Annotated in this window: 19 protein-coding genes; 15 read left to right on the plus strand and 4 right to left on the minus strand. The window is 42.4% G+C overall.

Annotated features, from left to right (window positions below):
- The first annotated feature begins 34 nt into the window (after positions 1-34).
- The 3 genes from LEP1GSC192_RS03865 to crcB are packed head-to-tail and all read left to right on the plus strand — an operon-like array spanning position 35 to position 1,915.
- Complete coding sequence (locus tag LEP1GSC192_RS03865) at positions 35-784, plus strand: biotin--[acetyl-CoA-carboxylase] ligase (RefSeq protein WP_020768558.1); 750 nt, start codon at positions 35-37, stop codon at positions 782-784.
- 1 nt (position 785) lies between these two features.
- Positions 786-1,562 (plus strand): type III pantothenate kinase, encoded by a 777-nt coding sequence (locus tag LEP1GSC192_RS03870; protein ID WP_020768650.1) that lies wholly within the window; start codon positions 786-788, stop codon positions 1,560-1,562.
- Positions 1,559-1,915: a fluoride efflux transporter CrcB gene (gene crcB, locus LEP1GSC192_RS03875; RefSeq protein ID WP_036088947.1), complete on the plus strand. Its 357-nt coding sequence runs from the start codon at positions 1,559-1,561 to the stop codon at positions 1,913-1,915. The genes LEP1GSC192_RS03870 and crcB overlap by 4 nt, the downstream gene beginning before the upstream one ends.
- 14 nt (positions 1,916-1,929) lie before the next feature.
- On the opposite strand, the gene LEP1GSC192_RS03880 is transcribed toward crcB, so the two are convergent.
- From LEP1GSC192_RS03880 to LEP1GSC192_RS03890, 3 genes are all read right to left on the minus strand, one after another.
- Positions 1,930-2,520 (minus strand): WG repeat-containing protein, encoded by a 591-nt coding sequence (locus LEP1GSC192_RS03880; protein WP_020768632.1) that lies wholly within the window; start codon positions 2,518-2,520, stop codon positions 1,930-1,932.
- Between the two features lie 15 nt (positions 2,521-2,535).
- On the minus strand, positions 2,536-3,021 hold the full coding sequence (locus tag LEP1GSC192_RS03885) for a crossover junction endodeoxyribonuclease RuvC (RefSeq protein ID WP_020768667.1): 486 nt from the start codon (positions 3,019-3,021) through the stop codon (positions 2,536-2,538).
- A 233-nt stretch (positions 3,022-3,254) separates the two neighbouring features.
- Positions 3,255-4,004, minus strand: a complete 750-nt coding sequence (locus LEP1GSC192_RS03890; protein ID WP_020768618.1) for a YebC/PmpR family DNA-binding transcriptional regulator — start codon at positions 4,002-4,004, stop codon at positions 3,255-3,257.
- A 591-nt stretch (positions 4,005-4,595) separates the two neighbouring features.
- Between LEP1GSC192_RS03890 and LEP1GSC192_RS03895 the strand changes: the two genes are divergently transcribed.
- Genes LEP1GSC192_RS03895 through LEP1GSC192_RS03905 form a run of 3 tightly spaced genes read left to right on the plus strand, consistent with a single transcriptional unit; the run spans position 4,596 to position 8,167 of the window.
- Positions 4,596-5,324, plus strand: a complete 729-nt coding sequence (locus tag LEP1GSC192_RS03895; protein WP_020768574.1) for a LytTR family DNA-binding domain-containing protein — start codon at positions 4,596-4,598, stop codon at positions 5,322-5,324.
- Positions 5,321-6,730 (plus strand): sensor histidine kinase KdpD, encoded by a 1,410-nt coding sequence (locus tag LEP1GSC192_RS03900; protein WP_020768689.1) that lies wholly within the window; start codon positions 5,321-5,323, stop codon positions 6,728-6,730. Before LEP1GSC192_RS03895 ends, LEP1GSC192_RS03900 begins: the two co-directional genes overlap by 4 nt.
- Before the next feature lie 27 nt (positions 6,731-6,757).
- A complete protein-coding gene (locus LEP1GSC192_RS03905; protein WP_020768620.1) occupies positions 6,758-8,167 on the plus strand; it encodes a pectin acetylesterase-family hydrolase in 1,410 nt (469 codons plus the stop codon).
- A gap of 50 nt (positions 8,168-8,217) precedes the next feature.
- Here LEP1GSC192_RS03905 and LEP1GSC192_RS03910 read toward each other — a convergent pair whose 3' ends face one another.
- Positions 8,218-10,038: a sodium:solute symporter family protein gene (locus tag LEP1GSC192_RS03910; RefSeq protein WP_036088950.1), complete on the minus strand. Its 1,821-nt coding sequence runs from the start codon at positions 10,036-10,038 to the stop codon at positions 8,218-8,220.
- A 139-nt stretch (positions 10,039-10,177) separates the two neighbouring features.
- On the opposite strand from LEP1GSC192_RS03910, the gene LEP1GSC192_RS03915 reads away from it, so the two are divergent.
- The 9 genes from LEP1GSC192_RS03915 (at position 10,178) to LEP1GSC192_RS03955 (ending at position 22,408) form a co-directional block, all read left to right on the plus strand.
- Entirely contained in the window at positions 10,178-11,401 is a 1,224-nt protein-coding gene (locus tag LEP1GSC192_RS03915; protein ID WP_020768546.1) for an aspartate kinase, read from the plus strand.
- 94 nt (positions 11,402-11,495) lie between these two features.
- Positions 11,496-12,488 carry a putative peptidyl-prolyl cis-trans isomerase gene (locus tag LEP1GSC192_RS03920; protein WP_232420953.1) on the plus strand — a complete coding sequence of 331 codons (993 nt, stop codon included), beginning with the start codon at positions 11,496-11,498 and terminating at the stop codon, positions 12,486-12,488.
- 38 nt (positions 12,489-12,526) lie between these two features.
- Positions 12,527-14,086: a spiro-SPASM protein gene (locus tag LEP1GSC192_RS03925; protein WP_020768636.1), complete on the plus strand. Its 1,560-nt coding sequence runs from the start codon at positions 12,527-12,529 to the stop codon at positions 14,084-14,086.
- A complete protein-coding gene (locus LEP1GSC192_RS03930; RefSeq protein ID WP_020768659.1) occupies positions 14,061-15,638 on the plus strand; it encodes a cytidylyltransferase domain-containing protein in 1,578 nt (525 codons plus the stop codon). Before LEP1GSC192_RS03925 ends, LEP1GSC192_RS03930 begins: the two co-directional genes overlap by 26 nt.
- Positions 15,639-16,150: 512 nt before the next feature.
- Positions 16,151-16,888 carry a TetR/AcrR family transcriptional regulator gene (locus tag LEP1GSC192_RS03935; RefSeq protein ID WP_020768625.1) on the plus strand — a complete coding sequence of 246 codons (738 nt, stop codon included), beginning with the start codon at positions 16,151-16,153 and terminating at the stop codon, positions 16,886-16,888.
- Positions 16,889-16,919: 31 nt separating this feature from the next.
- The gene (locus LEP1GSC192_RS03940) at positions 16,920-17,300 is read left to right on the plus strand and encodes an iron chaperone (protein ID WP_020768674.1); all 381 of its coding nucleotides are present in this window, start codon (positions 16,920-16,922) and stop codon (positions 17,298-17,300) included.
- Between the two features lie 308 nt (positions 17,301-17,608).
- Positions 17,609-20,257 (plus strand): valine--tRNA ligase, encoded by a 2,649-nt coding sequence (locus tag LEP1GSC192_RS03945; RefSeq protein ID WP_020768576.1) that lies wholly within the window; start codon positions 17,609-17,611, stop codon positions 20,255-20,257.
- Between the two features lie 31 nt (positions 20,258-20,288).
- Positions 20,289-21,560 (plus strand): phosphoribosylamine--glycine ligase, encoded by a 1,272-nt coding sequence (gene purD / locus LEP1GSC192_RS03950; RefSeq protein WP_020768638.1) that lies wholly within the window; start codon positions 20,289-20,291, stop codon positions 21,558-21,560.
- A 2-nt stretch (positions 21,561-21,562) separates the two neighbouring features.
- Entirely contained in the window at positions 21,563-22,408 is an 846-nt protein-coding gene (locus tag LEP1GSC192_RS03955) for a hypothetical protein (RefSeq protein WP_020768587.1), read from the plus strand.
- Positions 22,409-22,471: the final 63 nt, after the last annotated feature.

The following is a 22,471-nucleotide window of genomic DNA, read 5'->3' on the forward strand; positions in this document are numbered from 1 at the left end:
CCGAAGGATCGTAAAAAGGTACTAAACAGAACTCATGTCGTTTCAATTATTGGATCCCGAAAAAGGAATCTTTCTCTCGGAAGCAGGTTCCACAAATACCATCCTAAAAGGAAAGGAATTCCCGGCTGGGTCCTGGATCCTAGCGGATTTTCAATCGTCCGGAAGGGGAAGAAAGGGAAAAACCTGGAGTATTTTAGGAGAAGAACCTTTTATTTTTTCGGGCAAATTCTCTTCCGATTCCAACCTATCGTCTCCCGGTCTATTCTCCTTATACGTTGGGATCGCAGTCGCAAAGACGATTTTGGCCGTATACCCTTCTGCCAGTAAAAAAGATCTTAGGATCAAATGGCCGAACGATATTTATTTAAATGGAAAAAAAGTCTGCGGTATATTGATCGAGACGGAAAAAGAAGGAGAAGTTTGGGATTGGATCTTAGGCATAGGGGCCAATCTGTACGGTACTAAAATTCCGGATTATCTAGGTGATGCGGGATTTATCACAATCGATCAAAACGAAAAAGGACGAAAGAGTCGATTTTTAGAAACATTACTTCCTCTGTTGAACGATGCAGTACTCGCAATTTCAAGCGGAGAAAAAAGAACAGAATTTATAAATGAAAAACTTCTCTGGAAAGGAGAAACCATTGCCTGGACCGAAGGCGGAGAACAAAAAACCGCAACACTACTGGGAGTGAATGATGAGGGAAAATTATTAGCCCGGACCTCGGTCGGAAACATGGTCGAATTCATTGACAGCCCTGAGGATTTTAGGTCCTTGGAATAGAATGATCCTAGTAATCGACGTTGGAAATACCAACACGGTCTTTGGTATTTATAAGAACGGTTCCAAGGAGCCGATTTTTCATAAGAGAACAGTCACTCGAAGAGATAGAACCTCCGACGAGATGGGACTTTACCTTAAGGGTTTTCTCCGAGAATTCGAAATTGATAGCAGCCTGATCGCGGGAGGTATCTACTCCTCGGTTGTCCCTCAGCTGAATCCGATCATTGAAAGAATGATCCACGATTGGTTTCAGATAGAACCGATCAGAGTCCAATACCAAATGAAGTTACCTTTTGGGATCAAATATGCCAGACCATTCGAGATAGGCGCAGATAGATTGGTAAATGCTGCAGCCGCAGTAAAGGACCATCCGGGAAAATCGATCATCATTGATCTAGGAACCGCCACCACATTCTGTGTTGTGGATGATACTCCCGATTATTTGGGTGGCGTGATCGCACCGGGGCTCAAAGGTTCTATGGACGCCTTGACCAGAAATACCGCACAATTGCCTCCGATCGTATTCCAAGCTCCTTCTAAAATATTAGGAGATTCTACTATAGAATCCATACAAGCGGGATTTTTTTTCGGATGGATAGGACTGTTAGAAGGTATAATCAAAGAAGTCAGAGCAGCTTACGGAAACGATTACAAGGTAATCGGAACCGGAGGGCTTGTGACGACCATTCATGCCGCAAATCCAAAAATTTTCGATAAGATAGAACCCCTACTTACCTTACGGGGACTGCAAATATTATACGAAGATAATACAAAATGAATCTTTTGCTCGTAGGGTTAGGAGGGTTTTTCGGATCCGTTTGCAGATACATGATCTCCCAAACGTTCCCTAAAGATTCCGGTCTTTTTCCGATCTCCACATTTGTAGTAAACATCTTAGGCTCTCTGTTGATCGGGGTGTTTTACGGATTAGCTCAGGGAAAAATTTCGGAAGAAGTCAGACTATTTGCGACAGTAGGATTTTGCGGAGGATTTACGACCTTCTCCGCTTTCGCCTTAGAAAATCTTAAACTTTTGCAATCAGGAAGCTATTTTAGTTTTTTTGCATACATAGTACTTAGCACAACGATCTGTATCACCGCCGTGTTTTTAGGCGTATATTTAAGTAAATAAGAAACCGATCGCTCTCAGGGAAGATTGATCTGTTTCTTAGTATTTCCCTTAGATACTTCTACCGTTTTAGTCTCCGGGTTAATTTCCGAGATAAAATCGTATTCAATCGGGACGATAACTTTTCCCGTCTTATCTATCAGGCCGTATTTCCCTCCATGAATGGTGGAATGTTCGCCGTCGCTTTCGGATCCACAACCGTTGCAAACAAGCGAGAAACCGTGAAGGATTGGAAATGCAAAATCGTAATTCGCCGAGATCACCTTTTTACAGGAAGCATCGAAAAATCCGAATTTAGAACCTTCTACAAATCGAGCCAAACCTTCCGAAAAATAATCCGGACCGTTATCAAAAGGGAACACCTTTAATAAGACCTTGTTTTGAGGATCGATACAGACCCATCCGTCTTTGCTGAAAGAAAAACCAATGCCATTCTCATTAAAATCGTAAGCGATGGAATATTGAGGGGAGATCTGGACTTTTCCGTTCTGGTCCTTATAACCGTAAACATCGTTTTCTTCGAAAGCGGTTAATTGGTTTTTTTTAGAGCAGAAAACGAGCAAAGGCAAAAAAGCCAAAATCACAAAAGGTAAAAATTTCCGATCCATCTATCCTCCAATGTATCATTTTTTTTTAAATGATCCGCTCATCGCAAAACCTACGTAAGCGGACGCAATAGCATCCCAAGAATCGTCATGCCCAGTCAAATTTTCCAGACCTAAAAGAAGTTTAAGAGCCGCTTTAATGTCTTTTTTATCAGCTATACCGCTACCGGTAGTCCCCTTTTTGATTTGGGAAGCCGTCGGCTCGACCAAGGGAATATTATGTTCTCCTAATGTTAATAAAACAACTCCTCTCGCCTCGTATACTCTGGCGGCAGTCGTTCTGTTCTTAGCAAAAAATAATTCTTCCACGGAAGCCAGATCCGGATGATATTCATCCAGGATTGCATCCAATTGTCTGCGAATCGCGATTAGATTGACGGGACTTTTTGTTCCACTCGGAACTTCAATTGTGCCGTAAGTGAGAACACGAATCACCGACTTATCTTTTTGAAGAACGGAATAACCCAGACGATGGGACCCAGGGTCTATTCCTAAAATTTTCACCAAAAAGACTCCTGAGTCAAAAAATTAAACTAATTTGTAGGAACTCCTACATGGGCAAGAGGGGCGCCCCCGCCCGGCTTCGGGTGGGGGGAGTGGCTCGTGGGAGAGCACAATCCCCCATTATCATAAATCCCTCAAACCGACAATCGAATTTCGTATTACAAAATTTTGTTGGAATTCCAACAAAATCCTCTAATCACCAATCTAACCGCAAAAGAAATCGGAGAAAAATCTCAGCCGAATTCTTTTTCTAACTCCGGAGAAAGTTCGAAATTGGAGTTCACACTTTGGACATCGTCGTGACCTTCCAAATTGTCGATCAGTTTCATTACTTTTTCCGCAATCTCTTTGTCGGAAACTTCCGCGCCGACTAAAGCCACGAATTTGATCTCCGACTCTTCCGACTTGATCCCTTTGTCGGTCAAAGCGGTCTGGACCGCTTCATAATCTTCCGGCGAAGTTATTACTCTGAAAACTTCCCCCTCGTTCTGAACGTCTTCCGCACCTGCGCCCACCGCTAATTCGAATAATTCCTCTTCGGAAATTTGTTCGGAAGGAATTACGATAATCCCCTTTCTTTCGAAAAGACGACTAACGCTACCTGTCGTTGCTAAAGAACCGCCCAACTTAGTAAGAATACTTTTGATCTCCGGAGTGGTCCTGGATTTTTTATCCGTTACCGCTTCCACCATGATCGCAGTTCCGCCAGGCCCGAAACATTCGTAAAGGCATTCTTCGTACACAACACCTTCCAATTCTCCGGTCCCTTTTTTGATCGCCCTGTCAATATTATCCTTGGGCATGTTGCTGGCCTTTGCCTTCAATACTGCAAGTCGAAGCCTTGGATTGGTGTTAATGTCTCCTCCGCCCATACGAGCCGCGACAGTGATCTCCTTGACCACCTTGGTGAAAATCGCCCCTCTTTTAGAATCAATCGCGTCTTTTTTACGCTTAATCGTTGCCCATTTACTATGCCCGGACATCGGATTTCCCCTTACATTTAAGAATAGATCGTTTAAAAAAATATAAGATCAAAAATAGGAAAGCCGGCTAAAAACCGGTCCCACTTTTTCAACAAAACCCGGTTTTTCCAGTCTGTCCATCCTTTTTGGCCTGCCCAACCCTCTAAGAAATCCAAACCGAAAGTCCTAAAAAACTCGGAGTCCAACCCCTCCGAACCGGCATAGAATAGAATAAAAAAAATATATTAAATATTTATAAAGTTTCTGTTTTTTAGTGTGCCAACTCTGTGATCTCCGTGCGATCTTTGTGGACCAAATCTCTGCGGTTTCGCGCCTCTGCGTGAGAAACCAGCGGTAGGGATGCGAAGGGCTTTAGTCCGGGCTTGCCCGGATGAGCGCGAATGCGCGAACCCGTAGCAGCGCGACCCGAGCGAAGCGAGGGGACCGCCAATATTTCGCATAACGTATATCAATCGATCAGAGGACTTATACAAAAAGTCCAAGCGTTATTAATAACAATCGTTTTGCATAAAACGATCCATTCGTCCCGAGATGTGATCTCTTTATCCCTAATAAATTGACTATTTTAGAACCTGGAGTAAACTCCCGCGTATGCGAATCCTAATCGTAGAAGATGATGTTTTATCCTCTCGCTGTTTGGAAATTTTAGCGAAAGAATTTTTGAACGAAAGGATACAAAGTATCCATACGGTTTCCGATCCGGGTTCTGCGGCGGAATTTATAAGAAAAAATCCTTTGGACCTATTATTTTTGGATATAAACCTCAAAGGAGAAACCGGTTTTAAACTCCTGGAAATCGAAAGTAGAAGTTTTTTCCAAACAATCATTGTATCTTCCGAACGAGACAACGCCGTAAAAGCTTTCGAATTTTCCGTTTTAGATTTCCTACCAAAACCGATCACAAGAGAAAGATTCGGGATCTCCATCCAAAGATATCTTTCATCACATCCGAACGTATTCTCACTCAAAGGAATTCCTCTCAAAAAAGAAGAAGGGATCAATCTTATCGAACCGGAGAATATTGTATTCGCCAGATCGGAAAGAAATTATGCGAGACTATTTACCAAAGATGGAAACGAGGAAAAAGTCAGAAAGACCTTAGACCAACTCCAAAAAGATTTGGAAGTCCACGGATTTTTCAGAGCTCACCGAAGTTACCTAGTCCGATTGGAAGAAGTTAAAAAGATCTTATTTAAAAACCCTACTACCTACCGGCTCCTATTGTATACGAACCATAATATCCCCGTTAGTCGTTCTCAAGGTAGTCGACTTCTATCCATATTCAAAAATTCGAATCATAAGGTCTTAGGTCTGCCGTGAAACATTTCTACATAGCCATTCGGTTTAGGGCTAAAAACTTCGTACTATTCATAAAAAAACATTTTCAGATACTAAGAGAAGTCAGAAGTAACGAGGAATTTATCCGATCCGCTTACTTCGAAGTTTATTTAATACTTAGATATCTGTTCCCGTTCTTATTCGTAGTGTACATTCCTTTTGCCATTTTGGATTGGGCCGACTTTCTAAAAAATTCCGGTTACTTTCCTCTCTTAATTTATAACTCGATTTTTATTCCCGGTTGTTTCCTTTTCACTGTCCTTTTAAATTTCCCCGTTCTAAAAAGTGAAAATAACAGAAGATGGATCGCTGTTGCAGGAACCTTGTTCTTAACTTCCTCAGGAACGGCAATGAACTTGCTTATATTCCAATTCGGTACGGATATTTCTTTATTCGCGTTCACCCAATTAGGGATCGCAGTACTTCTTCGTTATCCTGATAAAACGAAGAAGGTTATTTATTTCACTAACTACGCCGTATTCTTTGCGGCAATGTTCTGGTTGGGAAAAAACTCATCTTTTCTGATCCAGAATTTTTTCTTTACCATGGTCATGACCACTTTATTGGATCTGATCAGTTTTCTTACCAAGGTGAATTCTTTTCATAAGGAACAATCCATCCGAGATCTGAACCGAAAACTAGTAATGGAGTCCATTAAAAAATCTGAAATTCTAAGGATCGCAATTCACGATCTCAAAAGTCCCGTCACCGGGATAATAAGTTTGGTGGGACTTTATACGCGAGAACCTAGTCATATTTCTCCTTCGATTCGGCTCACTTCTTCTTATGCGGATCCTCCGGAAATCCTGGATCATATAGATAGGACATCCCGCAAAATTTTAGAATCCATTGAAGATGTTTTATATCTCGCAAGTTCCGGAGATACGGAAACGATCGAAAATCAAAGCCAAAATTTGAATCCGGAACTATTATTAAAATCGGTCGCTTGCAATCTAAACTTCCTGTTCTCCTCAAAGAACATTAGGATAGAAGATAATCTCTCGGAGTATAACTTTTACTTTCAGGCAAATCCTCAGATATTGTATAGAATATTCGACAACTTATTAAGTAACGCCGCCAAATTCTCCCCTGAAAATTCGGAGATATCGCTCAAAAGCGAACTTACCTCAGAACTACATGAGAAAATTCTAATTATCAAAATGGAAGATTCAGGACCGGGATTCCAACCCGAAGACGAAAAAAACATGTTCAGGGAATTTTCCATTCTCTCCGCGAAGCCGACCGGATCCGAATCCTCTAGCGGGATCGGACTAGCATTGGCTAAAAAATTATTGGATAGAATGGGGATCCGTATCCGCCTAGGTAACTCCGAAACACTCGGAGGAGCCAAGGTGATATTAGAATTTCCGCAATCAAAAGCGAAATAGGGAGTTAAGAACTGGAGGCAAATCAAAATGAAAGATGTGAAGAGAATTTGGTGGTCAGGATTGTTACTAACGTTATCCGTAACGTTGTTTTACTGTAGTCCTGAGCAAAATACGAACAATACGCAAGACCTGGCTTTATTAGGAGGACTTTTAGAGTCTCCCGAAAAACAAGCGGGTGATCTGGCCGGATTAGATAACACGGATCCAAAGGCCCAAAATATTTTGGACGACCTAACGAGTGTGGTCTATGGCTCTTACGATGTAGTGTATATTCCGGGCGCTGTGTGCAGCAACGGAACCCCTTACAAAATATTCGTAGATCGGGCCGATGGGATCTTGGATTGGCTCTTAGGATATTCCAGCAGATTATTGGTATATTTGGAACCCGGAGGAGCTTGTTGGGATTACGAAAGTTGTACAGGACAGACCGGTATCAGAGGAGCCGCCAATCCGAACGGTATTCCCGATAATCACATGAACTTTGGAGCATTATTAGATCCGAATGTTCCGGGAGGAAGTCCCAATGCGGTAATCTCACCGATCATATTAAGAAACCATCCTACAGGACAGAACGTTAAGACTTCCAATTGGAATAAGGTCTTTCTTCCGTACTGTACGGGCGACGTGTACGCGGGTAATAAGGTCGCGACTTATTCGGATCCAACCGGACAAAATCCTCCGATCACCTATCGACACGTAGGCGCCAAAAATATGGAGCTAGTCATCAATTGGCTGAAAAACAATTTTAATAAGCCGAAAGAAATGCTCGTTTCCGGATGTAGTGCAGGGGGTGCAGGTTCTTTGATCAATTATCACTTCATTAGAAAAGCTTTAAGTCCTTCCAAAAGTTATCTATTGAACGATTCCGGCCCGATATTTCCAGCTCCTGGATTCGGGAATCAATGGCCTTTACACCAAAAGATCAAAGACGCCTGGAATACGGAGTATTTTATCAGCAAAGCTCAACCTGATTTTCCTTCCATAGATATTCGTGCGGATTATGGAAAAATCAGCGAGGCCTTGGCCCAAAAATATCCGAACGATAAATTGGCGATTACTCTGTTCAGAAGGGATGCCAATTATTCCATGTATTCGTACGCAAGATTTTACGGATTAGATGAGAATAATCCGGCGGACAAGGAATACATCCTTTCCACTCTTTGGGCTCAGGATATCGAGAATTTGAAGGCGCAATACGATAGATTTCCGAATCTAGAATATTTTATGCCGTATTACAGAAGTATCAATGAAAGTCATTGTACTTCCATTGTGGAGTTTACCGGAACGGAGATAGAAAATACCGGTATTACACTCGGGACCTTCATCAATAATTATCTATTAGGAAGTTCTACTTTTAGGAGTTTCTTTGAAAGTGTGAATCCGAACGATGCAAACGTAACGAATTTCTGGTTCGCGTTAGTTAACCTTTTACTATGATCTCTCTGGAGAAGGCGGTTGATGCCGCCTTCTCTTTTCTTTAATCCCGCTTATCGAAGCAAATCCTTCTTTTCCCATAATTTCAAAACTATAAGTCCAGAAATCACACCCGATAAAAGGAAGATACCGCCTAACGCATATTTTAGCTGCAGAAGGTATCCTATCCCGAAAAGCCAAGCGTATAAGGAGAAGATCGCCAATAGCCAGATCCGAATTCTATAATAGAATTTTTTACGAACGGAAACCCCGCCCCATTTTCCCCAGAAACCGAAAGGTTGTAACTTGGCTACAAATATGTCCAACACTTGGTCCGGAACAGGAGCAGTTAAAAAGGTCACAAGAATGGAAACGATCACGCTTCCCAAAGCGGTAAAGAATAGAAGGTAATCCGCGTTTACATTAGGATATACTTTATATAAAATTAATGAAAGAACAAGCGCTGTTCCCATTCCGGACAATTCAGTCCAAGCGTTCACTCTCCACCAGATCCACCTTAAGATCTGAGGTAGTCCCAAACCGGAAGCCATGGCAAGGAAAAACTTCCATGCGGATGCAATTGAGTTCATCTGAGTTGCGACTAAGATCGCAATCCCCGCCATCAAAACTACTGCTACCCTTCCCGCGATAACTGTTTCATTATTCTTGGCATTCGGTTTTAAAAATCTTAAATAAAGATCGTTTACTAGATAACTGGCACCCCAGTTGATATGAGTATCCGCAGTGGACATGAACGCAGCCATCAAACTTACGAATACCAATCCCAAACACCCGGCGGGTAAAACGATCTTCATCAGTACCGGATATGCGATCTCTCTATCCGATTGAACGACTGCACCGGCAGGTTGGAATAAATCCGCATCATGTAAAGGGAACACGACCAGACATACGAGTCCTGTTAGTACCCAAGGCCAGGTGCGTAAAATAAAGTTTGCGATATTGAACCAAAGAGAACCTAATTCCGCATCCTTAGGAGTTTTTGCAGTATGTAATCTTTGGGCTAAATATCCCGATCCGTCCGAATGATATTGGATCCACCATTGTACACCTACGAATATTAGAAAAACCTGAAGAGGTAGTCCGTGTTCTTCTTCTCCTATCCTTGGCCAAAAAGAAATGATGGATTCCGATTTTCCAGGATATAAGGTCTCTAATTTGGAGTACAGACCTTCTAATCCGCCTACGTATTGGACTGCGAAGATCGCAAATACGATCGCACCGCCTATTCCTAAAGCGAACTGGAATAAGTCCGTAAGGATCACACCTTGGATCCCACCCATACTGCTATAAAAGACTACTACCGAGAAAAGAATAAGAACCGTCAGTGTAGTATTCAAATCTCCTAATATTAAAAAGTCCGGCCAAACATCGGAGATGGAACTGAATACTTCTGAGCCAAGCAATACATTCCAATCCAAAAAAGGAGCGGTAATCTTGGACATTGCCTTAAAAACCCAGCCCAGTATGATGGAATTGAAAAGAATACTTAAAAAGAATGCCTTGGCCGCTCTTAATATTGCTGCGCCTGTTCCGGAGTATCGTAGTTCTACGAATTCAACGTCTGTGAGAACTTCTGCCTTTCTCCAAGATGCTGCAAAGAATACGGTAATGATCAGATAACCGATCGCCCAACTCCACCAGAGCCAGTTTCCGCCTACCCCATCCAAAGCAACCATTCCGGTAATAACCAAGGGAGTGTCCGCTGCAAATGTGGTCGCAACCATGGAAGTCCCGAGCCACCACCAAGGAAGTTTTCTATCCGCGACAAAGTAGGAACTCAGACTTTCTCCCGCCTTAGAGGAAAGAAGAAGTCCGACCGAAAAAGCGAAAATGATATACGCTAAGATCAGGTACCAATCGATAGGAGAAAAAATGGGGCCCCCCTTCTCCCAAAGGAGGGAGAACTCTCCATAAAGATCGGCCGACTTTCCTTGAAAACAAGGATTCTTTCCAGCCGTCTAGATTTGATTTATCTTGATCCCCGCCCCGAGCCCAAAAAGATGGTAGGCAGCGATGGCAAACATAATCGTCCAAAAGTACGGGGGAACATCCGTTGGATCTCCCGATCGCATCCGGAACGTAGCCGGAAGAATCAAACGTTATCATGAAGAAGGCAACCATGTTGTCGTAGTCGTTTCCGCGATGGGGCACACGACGGACGAATTGGTGGATCTGGCCGATAAGATCACCAAAAATCCTCCTAAGAGAGAAATGGACATGTTATTGTCCACAGGAGAGCAGGTCTCCATCGCTCTTCTTGCAATGGCTCTTTGGGATCTAGGAGTTCCAGCAAAGTCATTCACGGGTTCCCAGATCAAGATGATCACAGACGGGAACTTCTCCAATGCAAAGATCCAAGGAGTGGATCGTTCCAGAATAGATGCAGCGTTAAACGAAGGAAACGTTGTGATCGTAGCCGGATTCCAAGGAATAGATCAGAACGAGAACATCACTACCTTGGGAAGAGGCGGTTCGGATACTTCCGCGGTAGCGTTAGCTGCTGTACTTGGTGCAAAAGAATGTGAAATTTATACCGATGTGGACGGAGTCTATACCGCCGATCCGAGAGTGGTTCCCCAGGCCAGCAAACATTCTCAGATCACTTATGAGGAAATGTTGGAACTCGCAAGTTTAGGCGCCGGAGTTCTTCATTCCAGAAGTGTGGAATTGGGAATGAACTATGACGTAGTCATTCATGTACGTTCCAGCTTTAATAATAATCCGGGGACTTTGGTTGTAAACGAGGACAAAATTATGGAAAAATTGAAAGTAAGCGGCGTTACCGCAAAGAACGACCAAGCCAGAATTACGATCGCGGATGTTCCGGACAAACCGGGTCTTGCAGCAGTTCTATTCGGAGACCTAAGCTCCAAAGATATTCTCGTGGATGTGATCGTTCAATCTTCTCCTTATAATGGAAGAAACACGATTTCCTTCACGGTTCCTAAAAAGGACCTGGTCCAAGCTCTTCCTATCCTGGAATCCTTCTCTAATTCCCAAGGCGCCAAAAAGCCTGAGATCAACGAGGAGATCTCTATCGTGTCTGCGGTTGGGATCGGAATGAAATCCCATGTGGGAGTGGCGGCTCAAATGTTCAAAGCTTTGGCGGAAAAAGAGATCAATATTGAAATGATCTCCACTTCAGAGATCAAAATCTCCTGCGTAATTCCAAGAATTCATGCGGAAACTGCCGTAAACAAGATCCACGAGACCTTCGGGCTTTCGAAAAACGGTTGAACAAGAGAGGATCGGGAGCATCCTTTTCCCTGTGTTAGGAATTTTTCCGGGATCCTCCCCTTCAATTTCACGTAAGCTCGCCTTATTCTCCGGTATACTTTCTCTAAGTGTATTCACTGCCGAGATCCGACCGGCTGAATCCTTGAATAAGATTATCGCAACCGTTGGAAATCAATCCATCAGCGAATTAGATTTCGACGACGCTCAGGAAAAATACCAAAAACTCTCTAAACACCTCAAAAGTGAGGACATGAGAAAATCTCTCCGCTCGAGGATCATAGACTTTCTGATAGACAGAGCCGTAGTGGATTCCATTGCGGAAGACGAATCCATTCAGGTGAACGAAAAAAGATTAGAGAGTGAGATCGAAAAAAGAATGGAGTATATGGGGATCACCTCTCGTAAACAATTCGAAAAGGCAGTCGAGTCCAGTTCCGGAATGTCTTACGAGTTATGGTATACAGAACTTCCCTATCAGATCAAAAAAACGCAGCTCATGCAATACAAGGTCCCCAACCATCCTCCTTCAGATAAGGATATCCGCGCATGGTATGCTCAGAACAGAGAAAAAGTAGGGTTCGAAGTGCAGTATAGACAGATCGCAATCTCCCCCAATAATGATACGATCGCGGAAGAATCCAGAATACATAAAGAAGCAAGTGAGATCAAAAAAAGTATCCAATCCGATCCGGCTTCCTTCAGCCTGATTGCCGGTTCCCCCAGAAATACGGATGCTGTTTTAAGAGCCAGAAAGGGACTTATCGATTGGATCTCTTCCTTTGAATTATATAAAACGAATCGTTCCGTTGCTGTGGCATTATCCACGATACCGGTGGGTTCGATCTCTGAAGTTTTCAGGGACGAAAGAAAACGTTATTGTATCGTCAAGGTAGAAGGCAAAAGACCTACTCCTTTGGACAACGTACGCCAGGGAATTATCAATCTTCTCAGTCGCGAAAAAGAAGACGAAAATTTTATAAAATGGGTAAGAGAATCCAGATCAACCGTGCCGATACAGATCTTTGACGAAGCGTATAAGAAAGAGAATAAGATCCCGGACCAGCAAGAGACCTTTACCCTGGATTAAGTTCGGAAATTCGAAGCGAAACGGATCTCGAACAGAATATGAAATTTCCTCCCCAAGCAGTCGTATTTTATCGTCCGACCGATCTTAATTCCACAAAAGGAAACTTAGATCCGCAGACTTCTCTTTCCTATTTAGAACTTACTCTCAAAAAATTGTCTTCCGTTTTAAAAGGTATTCCCGTTTATTCCAATGGAACATTCGGAACAGCCGAAGAAACAAAAAAGATCAGCAAAAAATTAGAATATTCTGATTTTATAATTATAGAATCCGGATCGGAAGCGGAATTTTTCTCTAAGATCTGCGATATGCTCCCCGCCTCCAGGACGGGGGACCCGGAATGGGACGAGACATGTTTTCTTGTTTTCGACGGATTTGCGCCTTTGTTGGATCCCGCTCTTACCGAAGAATTGATCCTTCGCCACGAAAAATACTTAGCTCAATATTCTTATTCCGAAAATCTTCCCCCTGGCATTGTGCCGAGGATCCTTTCCAGAGAATTTGTAAGAAGTCTTCCCGCTGAATATTCGGGCGGGACGCAAGACTTTTTGGCCAAAAATATCAACCAATTCGATACCGAGATCTTTTATACCTCTCCCGATCTTCGACAATGGAGATTGGACCTCTCCGCAAATAACCCTAGATCTTTCAGGCTCTTATCGTCCCTTTTAAAGGAGAAGGAAAACTGGAAGTATGATGAACTCCAACCCTTCCTGATCTCCCATCCTGAAATATTCCGGTCCGCCCCAAGTTATTACGAAGTGGAATTGTATAGAGGCTGTGAGTACGAATGTAATTTTTGTCCTAGACAAAATCTAAAACCGGAAGATGATCATATAGTTTTAAATCCTCAGGTCTTGGATAAACTTTTATCCCAGGCAGAAAATCTAGGACTCCCGTATAGTGTATGTTTTGGCGGATTGGGAGAACCTACACTTCATCCAAATTTTGCGGAATTGGTCCAAAAAACTTTAGCTTCTCCGAATCTAAAAGAACTGTTCATCGAGTCCGCATTATATTCGGACCTTTCCGGTTTTATTAATTTACTTTCCTCTCTAAATGAAAAAGAAAAGAAGAAGATCAACTTGATCGTAAATCTCACCACCAGAGATAAAAAGGTATATTCAGGGCTTTATGGGAAAGACAACCTGGATAAGGTTTTACAAAATTTAGACGCGGTTTCTCAGGTCCTACCCAAGTCCTCCATTTATCTCCAATTCCTAAAAATCCAAGAAGTAGACTCCGAATTGGATTCCTGGTATGAGCAAGCTCAAAAGGAAGGTTTCGAAATCATTTTACAAAAATATAATTCTTATTCGGACATTCTCCCTCAACGTAGAGCCTCCGACCTGACACCTTTGGGCAGGGATTTCTGCTGGCATATCTCCAGAGACCTGTATTTAAATGCGGACGGAGACGTTTCCATCTGCAAACAAACTCCCGGTTCTAAAAAACATTCCATCGGAAATCTAAACAAGGATTCCCTGGAACAAATCTGGGCGAAGGGAAATCCGTTCTTCACTTCTTCCGCAAAAGGAGAACACGAATCAATTCCTGCCCCTTGTATTTCCTGCGATGAGTGGTATACATTCAACGCTTAAACCGAAGGTCCGGTCTTTATTCGCTTTTATACAGGCGAGGACCGGATCCACCAGATTCCCCAAAAAAGTAATCCGTCCGATCCCTCCAGGTTCGGATAAAACGATTTTGGACCATATCCATTCTAGGGTCTTAAAAATTTTACCGAATTCAAGGATCGTTTACCTCATTCCGGAAGGAGATTCGGAACTCGAAAGCTTTTTGGTAAAGAATGGAATGTTACACTTCTCCGGACCATTGGAAGATGTTCGACAAAGGTATATTCTTGCTTCCGCAAAATTCGAAGCGGATGCGATCCTAAGGCTAACAGGCGACAATCCATTTTACGATACGACTCATCTGGATCTACTTATCCAAACGTTTATCGAATCGGATTCGGATCTGGCTTATTTCCAGGGACTTCCTCTTGGAACAGGAGGAGAAGTATTCAGAACTTCCGCCCTTTTAAATCTTTCCGGCTCACAACAAGAAGAAAGACATAAAGAACATGTAAGTATTCATATAAAAGAAAATCCAAATCTATACAAGATCACTGCAATCCCGAGCATATTGACAAAAGAAGAAGGTTCCAGGTTGTCAAATTTCAGACTGACCGTGGACACCCCTGAAGATTTTGAAACGATATCCGATCTACTTACTCAAAGATCGTTCGAATCAATATGCAATTTTAATACAAAAGAATTTTTAGAATGGGAAAATGAATCACCTTCTCTCTTCCGAAAAAATTTGGATGTTCCCCAGGTAAGATTTAACCTACCTTCTCCGAACGAAAAGATCAAAGGAAAGATAGGGGTATTAGTTGCACCTGCAAAAGAATTCGGGTCCGGGCATTTTTCCCGGACTTCTCTTTTGTATTCTTTTTTACCTTATAGAGGCTGGGAACCGGAATGGCTCTCCACATTTCCCAAAGACGGAGAATATGATATTCTTCTAATAGACTATAGAGATGTAAAAATCCAAGTCCCTTACCAAAGAACAAAAGTTCTACTTTTAGATCATTTCGGAGAAGAGAAGAAAAAATACGATTTGTGGGACCTTCTTCCGCATCCCCAAAACGATCGGATTTTTAACTGGGAACAAATCTTAATTCCACCCAACTTGATCTCCTCCGCAACGATCGAAGAAAAAAATCCCCTTAAAGAATACGAAATCTTTTGTTACGCAGGAAACCTAGGAAAAGAAGAATCCGAAAATCTGGATCGATTCCTGATCCAAAATTCTTCCCAAAAAAGAATTCGGATCGGAGGAACTCCTCCCAAAACAAATGAGATAGAATATTTCCCAAGACTTTCAAGAGTCCAGTATTTACAAACATTGAGATCTTCTGAAAAGTTTTTAGGATATTTCGGCCAAAGTCTTTTCGAGGCCCTGTTCTTAAAAATACCTTCCGCGACCTTCTCCATATCTCCAATTCATACAGAACTTTCTTACGTTTTAGAGAAATATAATATACCATTCACTGATTTGAGCCGTAAAACGGATTTTTCCCTTGGAACAAAAACAGTCGGAGAGAATGGATACAAACTCCTACTCGAAAAGATAGACTCGCTTTGACAAAAGAATATATGGTAAGTTTAAAACGATTACTCCAAAAAACGTACGCGACCTTAAAACCTCCGCGTCTTTGTGTCTATGTGTGAAATTAAAGAATTATAATATTATCATGCAGAGACACAAAGAAAAGAAAATATTGAATTTAGTAACCGCGAGGGATCGAGCCGGGGTCATAAAAATCGTGAATACGATTTTTTGACCGAAGGCGAGAGCCCGACCCGAGCTCGCGAGGGACGCGGCCAAGAGTAACTAACGTGCCCAGGTTAGGGCAATGTATGATTCGGAAGCTGCGCGGAATTTAGATTCCGCTGGATCTCCATTCCCGGCAAGCCTATAGACCGACCGCCGGTTTTTCCGCCAGAAAGTCAGGAAACATTTTTCATTTTATTTGTTTCCTTTGTTGATTTTTTTGGCCTTTGTTTAGAAATATGTTTGACCGACGCATAGTCGGATGTATTGTCAAAACCGACTAACGGTCTATACCGACCGTCGGTTTAGCAGGAGGAACCACAATGATCCCAGCAAAAATCTCCACAAAAGAAAGAATTCTCAACGAATCCAGACGGCTATTCTTTGAAAAAGGGTACGAAACCACATCCATCCAGGATATTCTATCCGCTTTAGATATAGCTAAAGGAACCTTTTACCACCACTTCCAATCTAAAGAAGAACTTTTAGAAGAGATCGCAGTGCAATTCGCAAAAGAAGGCCACGCCGTGATGCAAGCAGAGATTGGAGATTTGGGATCTGAAGGCACCGGTTTGGAAAAACTCCGCCAAGCGCTCATAGTTGCAAGAAACTGGAAAAAAGGAAAATCAGAAGAGATCCGTTTTCTTCTAGAATCTCTTTTCTCCGCCAGCAATCTTCAATTAAGGGATAAGATAAGACGCAAATCCGTAGACTTAAGTTTTCCGTTATTCGCTTCTTTGATCGTAGAAGGCCAACAGGACGGTTCTCTCAAAAGCCAATTGAGAGCAGACCACCTGACGTCCATCGTTTTCGACCTAAGCGATGCTTTGGGAGAAAAAGTAGCCTTCTACCTTTTAGGAAAAAGTAAAGATTCGGAAGAGGATATCTACGATCTGATGCTTTCTTATCACAAGACGATAGAAGATCTGCTCGGCTGTCCGGAAGGCGGATTGGATTATTTTAGCAGAGAAGATTGGAGCGAACTCGCTCGACTTTTCAAAGGTGGTGCCGTTTCTACCCCAAGCTTGGAACCGTTACCATTAGTTGCGAACGCAGGTTAAGTGAAATAGGGTCCTGCCCCTAGGACAAAATATGTTACTTTATGCTTTAGTTCCCACACTCCCCAGATTGGATTCTAATTCAAATCCGGACGTGGAGGACTATTTAGAAAAAACTCCTTCCATGAGGAGTGAAAAATTAAAGGATTTGGTGGATTCGATCCGCGAAGAATTTTCGGATCTAAGAGAAAGTCTGAAATATGGTATGCCTACTTTCGAGAGGAATGGGCGATGGGTCGCATTCTCGAACCATAAAAACCATCTTTCCGTCTATTTCTGCGAAGAATCTTTTGTCAGGGCATTTCGTGCCAAGTTTCCCAAGTCGGAAAACGGTAAGAATTGTGTATTGATCAAGGATAAGGAGAAGTTCCCTTCTTCTTATTTGAAAACCTTGCTAAAAAAGACCTTACAATAAGGAAAGACCGACGATGTATTATAGAGTCTATCTCAAAAATACTGTTAAATAGCATGGAATGTATTCTTAGCCTGAGAGCGAAGCCAGGATGGCAAAGCGACCCGAAGTTCTGCACAGGATGTGCAGGCGAAAGGGAAGGTAGAGAATACATTCCAAGAAATTGTTTTGTACAGATCTTGAGCTAGACGCTCGTCAGATGTAAGGCCCAGGAATCCATCTTGGCGTTTTATTGAGTATTCCTGCTTTATTACAGGACCAGTACGACTTGACCTCATCCTTCTACGGAAAATTCTATCCGAACGAAGGCTATGAAGAAACAAATCAGCGATCGTTACGAACCTACCAGTGTAGAACCGAAATGGATCTCTCTCTGGGAGAAGGAAAAAAGTTTTGAGCCGAACCTCAAAGCAGACCAATCTTTTACCATCGTTCTTCCTCCCCCTAATGTGACCGGAAGCCTTCATATCGGTCATGCACTCAATCATACGATCCAAGATATTCTGATCCGAATTGAGCGTAAAAAAGGAAAATCCGCTCTTTGGGTACCAGGCACCGACCACGCCGGGATCGCTACCCAAGTAGTTGTAGAGAGAGAACTCGCAAAAGAAGGCAAAAAAAGAACCGACTTCACCAGAGAAGAATTCGAAAAAAAAGTTTGGGATTGGAAGGAACACTCAGGTGGAATGATCCAAAACCAGCAAAGACTTTTGGGAGAATCGGTAGATTGGTCCCGCGCCAGATTTACCATGGACGAAGGATTGTCCAAAGCCGTTTTCAAGGTTTTCAAGACATTATATGACGAAGGTTTAATATACAGGGGAGAAAGGATCATCAACTGGTGTCCTAAAACTCTGACCGCTATTTCCGATCTGGAAGTGGAATATAGAGAAGTAAAGGGCAAACTTTATCATCTACGTTATCCTATCGTTGGTCAACCGGGCAAATTCCTGATCGTTGCCACTACAAGACCGGAAACAATGTTCGGAGACGTTGCAGTTGCTGCTCATCCCGATGATGAAAGATATAAATCCTTAAAAGGTGCGGAGTTGGAACTCCCACTTACGGATAGAAAAATCCCGCTCTTATTCGATTCTTTCGTAGATAAAGAATTCGGATCAGGATTGGTTAAGATCACTCCCGCTCACGATCCGAACGACTTTGAAGCAGGACAAAGATTAGGGCTTAAACCATTACTAGTGATGAATCCGAATGCGACCCTGAACGAGAACGCAGGAAAATACGCAGGATTAGAAAGATTTGTCGCTCGTAAAAAAGTCATAGATGATTTGCAAGCTTTGGGTCTCGTAGAAAAGATAGAAGAACATACTCATTCGATCGGTCATAACTCCAGAGGCGGGGAAATTATAGAACCTTACTTATCCACGCAATGGTTCTGTAAAATGAAACCTCTTGCCGAACTCGCTATCCAAGCGGTTCAATCCGGAGAAACCGAATTTGTTCCGAAACTCTGGGAAAAAACATTCTTCGAATGGATGAACAATATTAGAGATTGGTGCATTTCTCGCCAATTATGGTGGGGACATCGTATCCCAGCTTACCATTGCAAAAATTGCAAACATATAGAAGTTTCCGAAACAAAAGTAAACAACTGTCCTAAATGTAATTCCACGGAAGTGGAACAAGACACGGATGTTTTAGACACTTGGTTCTCTTCTCAGCTTTGGCCATTCTCTACTTTAGGTTGGCCTGAAAATACGGAAGATCTCAAAAAATTCTATCCCACTTCGGTCCTCGTAACCGGATTCGATATCATATTCTTCTGGGTTGCCAGAATGATCATGATGGGTAAAAAATTTACCGGCAAGACCCCTTTTGCGAAAGTGATCATTCACGGATTAGTAAGAGATAAAGAAGGTAAGAAGTTTTCCAAATCCATAGGGAACGTTATCGATCCTTTGGATATGATGAATAAATACGGAACGGATTCTTTCCGCTTCTTCTTGGCCGCTACTTTACCGGAAGCTAAAGACGTCCTATTCGACGAAAGCAGGTTGGACGGTTATCGTTCATTCTGTAATAAGATCTGGAACTCCAGTCGTTTTATCCTAATGAATTTGGATGCGGACTGGAAACTAGAAGATCTAGAATCCAAGTACGGCTCCAAATTGGAACCGATGGATAAATGGATCCTTCACAAATTTAACGAAACTCTTGCGAATTACGAAAAAGCATATTCCAAATTCCTGTTTTTCGAAATGGCTTCTCAGATCTATGATTTCGTTTGGGGAGATTTCTGCGATTGGTACATCGAGTTGGTAAAGCCTAGAATTTACGGAAAGCTGGGCGAAGAATCCAAAGAGATCGCAAAACAAGTACTTGCAAGTATTTTAATTAAGGCGTTAGGACTTCTCCATCCTTTTATGCCTTTCTTAACAGAGGAAATATACGAAGTTTTCAGCGAAGGAGATTTTTTGATCCAAACTCCTTTCCCGACTTCTTATAATGTTTCCAAAGAAGACGAAGGTGTTCTGAAAACGATTATTTTACAAGATGTAGTAACTCAGATCCGTGTCCAAAGAGCGGAGAATGGAGTTCCATTAGATAAAAAATGTAAGGTGATCTTGAAATCTTCGCAGTCATTGGTCGCTTCTGCAGTAAAAGACTTTGAGTTTTCTATCCTACAACTTGCTCGGTTGGAAAGTATAGAAGTTAACGCAAACTATGCAGGAGAAAAGACGGACTCCATAGGGGCTTTCCGCTTCGGAGAAGTTATTCTTCCTTTGGCAGGAATGATAGACTTCGAAAAAGAAAGAGCACGTATCGATAAAGAATTGCAAAAGTTGATCCAAGAAGAGGAAAAACTCGCTTCCAAATTAGGGAATGAGAACTTCATTGCAAAAGCGAATCCGGATGTGATCGAAAAAGAAAAAGAAAAACTAAAAAACGTCCGTGATAAAAAAGAAGTTCTCCAAAAAGGTTTGGAAAAACTAGGTTAAACTTTCGAACTTTAATTCGCGGTAAAATATTATGTCTAAGATCCTTTTAATCGGCTCTGGAGGTCGTGAAAGCGCCATCGCTTATAAGCTTCGCCAGTCCCCTAAACTCAGTCAATTGTATGTTTTCCCGGGAAACGGAGGATTTCCTGATTCCGAGGTTTTAGCTCCGAATTCTTTCGACCTGAAGAACAAAACTTCGGTCCAAAGCTTCATTCAAAAAAATGAATATGATTTAGTGGTAGTGGGACCTGAAGATCCGTTAGTGGACGGGATCGGAGACTGGTTGGCGGAGATAGGCGTTCCTGTTTTCGGTCCTTCCGCTTATTGCGCGCAAATTGAAGGCTCCAAAGAATTTGCAAAATCCTTAATGATAGAAGCCGGAGTGCCGACTGCAAAGTACGCCTCTTTCGAAAATTATGAATCCGCTCTTTCTTATGTAGAAAAAGAAGGAGCGCCTATCGTAATCAAGGCGGACGGCCTTGCCGCAGGCAAAGGTGTGACTGTTTGTAGCGAACTTTCACAAGCAATACAAGCGTTAAAAGAGATCTTTTTAGATAATAAATTCGGAAGAAGCGGATCCAAAGTTGTTATAGAAGAGTTCATGGAAGGACAAGAAGCTTCTATTTTTGCGATCAGCGACGGCAATACTTACTTCACTCTTCCTGCGGCCCAAGATCACAAAAGAGCGTATGACGGAGATCTTGGACCGAACACGGGCGGAATGGGTGCCTATTGCCCTGCCCCTATAGTAACTAAAGAAACATTAGAAAAAGTAAATACACTAATCTTCCAGCCCGTATTCGAGATCTTTCGCAAGAAAGGGAATCCGTATAAAGGACTTTTATACGCCGGATTAATGATCGACACCAATGGTAATCCTAGGGTAGTAGAGTTCAATTGTAGATTCGGTGACCCGGAGACACAATGTGTATTACCCATGTTGGAAGGCGACTTGTTGGAAATATTCCAAGCATCTGCCAAAGGGGCACTCGGAGAAGTAAAAATCGGTTTGAGACCCGGAGCGTCCACCGTAGTCGTTTTAGCCGCGGAAGGTTACCCCGATTCTTATGAAAAGAATATTCCTTTAAATTTGCCGGAAACGAATAGTAAAGATCTAGTCGTTTTTCATGCGGGCACTTCAAAAAAGGATGGAAACTTAATATCGACAGGTGGAAGAATTCTAGGAATCTCTTCCTACGGTAAGGATTTAAAAGAATCGGTGGATAAGGTTTATTCTTATCTCAACGGTTTCAAAATTTCCAAAACCTTTTTCCGTAAGGACATCGCGAGTAAAGCTCTTTAATTATGCCCTTTCTAGTTTCCGGAAATATCGATTTAGTCGAAAGGTCCAACCTTCGCAAATTAGAAAAACATTTAGGGATCATTTTATCCCCTCACCAATATCCGTTAGAGCAGTACAATCTAATTCGAGCTTCTCTAAAACAAAAATTGGATTCGGATACATTGATCCGTTCTATGACCCGCCGAGAACTATTATCTTTTATTTATATACTCACTCAATTCGGGGATGTGGTCCAAAAGGAAACTCCCGACGAATATCTGGACGTAGAGAATGTCCCGATAGTGATAGAATGGCAGACCGGTCATTATATGATCCCGTACGAGGTTTTGGATTTTCTGGCACAATCCAGAGTGTTCCGAAATCAAAACTATCTTTTCGCTTTAATACCTGCGCTTCCCAGCAAAGAAAAGAAAGCATGGTTAGAATGGATCGGTGCAGGTTACGGCAGGACCTTTCCTAGAGAGATCAATCACGAACTATATTTTCAATGCAGACATCTACAGAAACCTTTCCAAGGCAAAAGTTTAGTCCAAGAGGAATCCATCCGATTGGACCAACTCTGGGCTCCGGGTAAAAACGAGACCGTGGATTGGTTCTATAAGGGGATCATGCCCTTTTATTCCTCCATGAAGGAACTCCAACGTTCCGAAAGAGATCCATTCCTCCTCCATGTTTTAGACCTGATCCGTTCCGGAAAACTTGTCCTAAAACGACTTCCGGAAGAATTTGGCAGAAAGGAAGAATACCAATTAGTCTCCACTGTGGAAGGAAACACTCCCCAACTTAGAGACACGGTATTTAGCTGGGAAGAAGCCAGAGAAGAAAAAGAAGATTTCCTCTTCCGATAAGTGTTCTCTCCTTTAGAGGACGATCTTGGGCCGCATCCGGTGTTGCAAATTAGATTAATATTA

The sequence above is a fragment of the Leptospira sp. B5-022 genome, from assembly GCF_000347035.1.
GTDB lineage: Bacteria > Spirochaetota > Leptospiria > Leptospirales > Leptospiraceae > Leptospira_B > Leptospira_B cinconiae.

Coding starts and splice junctions, on each gene's coding strand:
- LEP1GSC192_RS03865 (WP_020768558.1), top strand. CDS start 35: ATGTCGTTTCAATTATTGGATCCCGAAAAAGGAATCTTTCTCTCGGAA.
- LEP1GSC192_RS03870 (WP_020768650.1), top strand. CDS start 786: ATGATCCTAGTAATCGACGTTGGAAATACCAACACGGTCTTTGGTATT.
- crcB (WP_036088947.1), top strand. CDS start 1,559: ATGAATCTTTTGCTCGTAGGGTTAGGAGGGTTTTTCGGATCCGTTTGC.
- LEP1GSC192_RS03880 (WP_020768632.1), bottom strand. CDS start 2,520: ATGGATCGGAAATTTTTACCTTTTGTGATTTTGGCTTTTTTGCCTTTG.
- LEP1GSC192_RS03890 (WP_020768618.1), bottom strand. CDS start 4,004: ATGTCCGGGCATAGTAAATGGGCAACGATTAAGCGTAAAAAAGACGCG.
- LEP1GSC192_RS03895 (WP_020768574.1), top strand. CDS start 4,596: ATGCGAATCCTAATCGTAGAAGATGATGTTTTATCCTCTCGCTGTTTG.
- LEP1GSC192_RS03905 (WP_020768620.1), top strand. CDS start 6,758: ATGAAAGATGTGAAGAGAATTTGGTGGTCAGGATTGTTACTAACGTTA.
- LEP1GSC192_RS03915 (WP_020768546.1), top strand. CDS start 10,178: ATGGCAAACATAATCGTCCAAAAGTACGGGGGAACATCCGTTGGATCT.
- LEP1GSC192_RS03925 (WP_020768636.1), top strand. CDS start 12,527: ATGAAATTTCCTCCCCAAGCAGTCGTATTTTATCGTCCGACCGATCTT.
- LEP1GSC192_RS03930 (WP_020768659.1), top strand. CDS start 14,061: ATGAGTGGTATACATTCAACGCTTAAACCGAAGGTCCGGTCTTTATTC.
- LEP1GSC192_RS03935 (WP_020768625.1), top strand. CDS start 16,151: ATGATCCCAGCAAAAATCTCCACAAAAGAAAGAATTCTCAACGAATCC.
- LEP1GSC192_RS03940 (WP_020768674.1), top strand. CDS start 16,920: ATGTTACTTTATGCTTTAGTTCCCACACTCCCCAGATTGGATTCTAAT.
- LEP1GSC192_RS03945 (WP_020768576.1), top strand. CDS start 17,609: ATGAAGAAACAAATCAGCGATCGTTACGAACCTACCAGTGTAGAACCG.
- purD (WP_020768638.1), top strand. CDS start 20,289: ATGTCTAAGATCCTTTTAATCGGCTCTGGAGGTCGTGAAAGCGCCATC.
- LEP1GSC192_RS03955 (WP_020768587.1), top strand. CDS start 21,563: ATGCCCTTTCTAGTTTCCGGAAATATCGATTTAGTCGAAAGGTCCAAC.